Genomic DNA, 3,266 nt, shown 5'->3' with positions numbered 1-3,266 from the left:
CAGTTGACAGTTGACAGTTGACAGTTGACAGTTGACAGTTGACAGTTGACAGTAGTCAGTAGTCCTGCCGTCAGTAGTCAGTTAGTCAGTAGTCCTGCCGTGCTGTCCCCCCGAGCGAACGTCCAACGTCATTAGCCATCAGGAAGCAGGCGGTGCATCTGGGTTTTGTATTTGTAGTGCTGTGGAGAGTTCGCACTGTAAAACAAAATGCTTTTTGCGAAAATAAGATGCTCCCAAAAGAAAGAAAAAGCAATAAAAAAAGAATTAATTTATCGAGATATCTCTTCTGCTCTCTTTCTCTGCGTTCTCTGCGCCCTCTGCGGTACACAAAAAAATCTAATTCAACAATCTAAAAATATTACTCTATCCCGATCGCGATCGCCAAAGCAATCAATTATCACCAAAATGACACCAGACAATTCGAGCGCAGTTACGAGTTTCATTTCCCAACAGCAAGCAGAGGAGGCAATTTTAGAATTTGAACGATCGAATTTGCCCAGCTTTTGGCCCGCCTTAAACAAAACCCAAATCATCGCCGAAATGCGATCGCGCATCCACGATCCTTTCCAAGTAAATCAAGGCGGACAACCTTTTTGCGGCCCCGCAGCCGTCACTTTTGCACTCTTGACGCGCCGCCCCCTCCGCTACATCGAAATCTGCCGCCATCTTTGGGAAACAGGCAGTTTCCGCACTCAATCCATGCGATCGATTTCTCCCTCAATGACGCTGCGGCAAAGCAAAGGTAATTTACGGATGCCTCAAGTAGATTGGATGGTTTTATCAGCCCTGCGCGAATCAGAAAATTTGATATTTCCTATAGAAGCAAGCGCCCCAGATATTATCCGCAACATCAGCGGCATGACCAAATCTTGGGAAATCGCCGGCTGGGCGCGAGAAATTTTGGGCGGACGGGATGTAAAATCTCACTACGCTTATTTGGGCGGCGATATTCCAGCCCTGCGCGCTGCCGGTGAGGCGATAAAAGCTGGGGGATTTGCTTTTGCTTTGGTTACTGCTGAAGGAATGCTGGGAAACAAACCGCCGCTGATTCCTTATCCCAGTCACTGGGTGGCGCTGTTGGGCAATATCGCAATTGTAGAAGACAGTTCCAGAAAGGGCGATCGATCTCGCGTTAGCTTTGATGTCTATACTTGGGGTAAAAAAATGCGCGTAGATATTTCTAAAAGCTCTTTTGAAAAGTTTTTTTGGGTTGCTATTGCAGGGTGCTAAATTCGATGCGGTGGAAAACAAAATATGAGAGATTGGACATTGACTTGGAAGCTGAATCCGAGTGAACATCTCGCTCTCTGGTGCTACTTGCAAAATGCCCAGTCAGTTATAAAAAAGCGCGGTGTGAGCGATAAATCAATACGCTTGGGTTCACGTTTTTTGTCTCACAGGGCGATCGGATCGCGCGGCGCGAGCAATCCCCCTATATCTTCTTCACATTGTTTTAATGCTCGACAATCTTAAGCATAGCGTATTGACTTATAAATTATCTCCAGCAAAATTCTCAATAAAACTCAATCCACAAACTAACAGCAACGAAAAATCGTAAGGATTCAGCTCCATCCGGCAACAAAGAGACTAAAATGATAACTCCAACAGTCCAAAATGTCAGTTATCACGAATACTTTTTCTGGGAGATTGACCTAATACCCCCAAAACAGAAAAATCTTACAGCCAATTGCTGATTCTGGTGGCTTCATGTTATAGTAGTTCTTCAAGAATTAAATTCGGTTGCGTAGTTTGTTGGTGTTTATTTACAAGCGTCTCTCCGAATCTAAGTCTCTGCACCTTAATGATTCTGGAGATTTTATGTCGATTTACGTGGGTAATCTTTCTTATGAGGTCACATCAGACGACCTCAGCCAAGTATTTGCCGAGTACGGTAGTGTCAGCCGCGTCCAAGTGCCAGTAGACCGGGAAACAGGCAGGATGCGGGGATTTGCTTTTGTGGAAATGGCAAGCGAAGCAGAAGAAGCCGCAGCCATAGCAGCTCTAGACGGTGCTGAGTGGATGGGCCGCGACTTGAAAGTCAACAAAGCCAAACCTCGCGAAAACAACAACAACAAACGCTCCTCGGGCGGCGGTGGCTGGGGCGACAACAATCGCTCTTCACGACGCTACTAAGGTTTGAGACTGAAAATTTGAATTTTGGTAGTTGACAGCAAGTGCGAATGCTGCTTTTTTTTCGGGTTCTTAGTTCGACCCCCTAAATATAACTCATAAACTTCTGACTCAGTTTTGCCCCCTCCTTTGAGGGGGCTTTGTTTTTGGCTGTGTCGGTACCTCCCCGTGCAGCCAACAGCGAAACTCGCGATTCAGTATCCTGTTAAGGGCTTTTTTGTTTCTTGCTTTCGGGATTTCTAGACCCAACTCCTGTAAACTGTCAAACTAGAACTCAGCACCAAGAAAAGTTAGAATAACGGCAAAAGGGATATTGCTCAAAAAATAAATAATTTTTAGTAAAAATTAGCCGACCAAACCAGCCAGACCAGCAAATTTATTGATTTTTCCTGAATAAAGATGTCCAAGGTCTACAGCACGGCCCAACTCATTAAAATCCTCGAAGAAGAGCGCCAAGCCTGTTTGTACGGACGGCGCCTGAGTTTGACTGAAACTCCTGGTACAGGTAACCCGGTGATCGATCGCTTTCTCAAATCTGAGGGTGTTCAAAAGTTCACTGCTTATCAAAATTTTAAGGCTGCCGTGCACGAATACCAGCGGGAACATCAAGTTTCTGGGATTGTCTGGCGGGAAATGGCGGTTAAAGGCAATGTTCTGCGCTACCCCACAGTAGATGACGAATTAATCGCTCTACCTGTAGATTTAATGACGCTGAAGACCGCTAAGATTTCGATGTTGGAATTTTGGCAGCAGGTAACTGTTGGGATGGATTTGTATTTAAGTATTAACAGCGGCAAGGATTTTCGATCGATCGATTCAGTGGATGTAGAGGCTTTAACCCAGCGCACAGAATGGGCGAGTATCTCCAAATGGGAAAAGTTGGATTTTCTCGAAATTTTGTTGCAGTTGGGCTGGGGGAAGCCGGAGGAAGCCTATTACAAGCGGGGATGGCCGACATCCGGCAGCGAGTACATTCACGCCGTAAAACCCGGACAGCGGCCGATTTGTTAATTAGTCATTAGTCGTTAGTCATTAGTCATTAGTCATTAGTTACTGATTATTGGGAGATATTCAAAAATAACAACTGCCAACTGCCAACTGTCAACTGTCAACTGTCAACTGTCAACTGTCAACTG

General features: G+C 45.4%; 3 protein-coding genes. All 3 read left to right on the top strand.

Features of this window, described 5'->3' with window-relative positions:
* Positions 1 to 405: 405 nt before the first annotated feature.
* The 3 genes from QT974_RS32780 (at position 406) to QT974_RS32770 (ending at position 3,141) form a co-directional block, all read left to right on the top strand.
* Positions 406 to 1,230 carry a hypothetical protein gene (locus tag QT974_RS32780; RefSeq protein ID WP_333472537.1) on the top strand — a complete coding sequence of 275 codons (825 nt, stop codon included), beginning with the start codon at positions 406 to 408 and terminating at the stop codon, positions 1,228 to 1,230.
* 588 nt (positions 1,231 to 1,818) lie between these two features.
* On the top strand, positions 1,819 to 2,133 hold the full coding sequence (locus QT974_RS32775; protein WP_333472536.1) for an RNA recognition motif domain-containing protein: 315 nt from the start codon (positions 1,819 to 1,821) through the stop codon (positions 2,131 to 2,133).
* 396 nt (positions 2,134 to 2,529) lie between these two features.
* Entirely contained in the window at positions 2,530 to 3,141 is a 612-nt protein-coding gene (locus QT974_RS32770; protein WP_333472535.1) for a hypothetical protein, read from the top strand.
* Positions 3,142 to 3,266: the final 125 nt, after the last annotated feature.

Origin of the sequence: Microcoleus sp. BM001215392, assembly GCF_036700185.1 — a bacterium.
Classification (GTDB): domain Bacteria; phylum Cyanobacteriota; class Cyanobacteriia; order Cyanobacteriales; family Microcoleaceae; genus Microcoleus.
The sequence above is the reverse complement of the archived record's forward strand: the minus strand, read 5'-3'. Positions and strand labels throughout refer to the sequence as shown.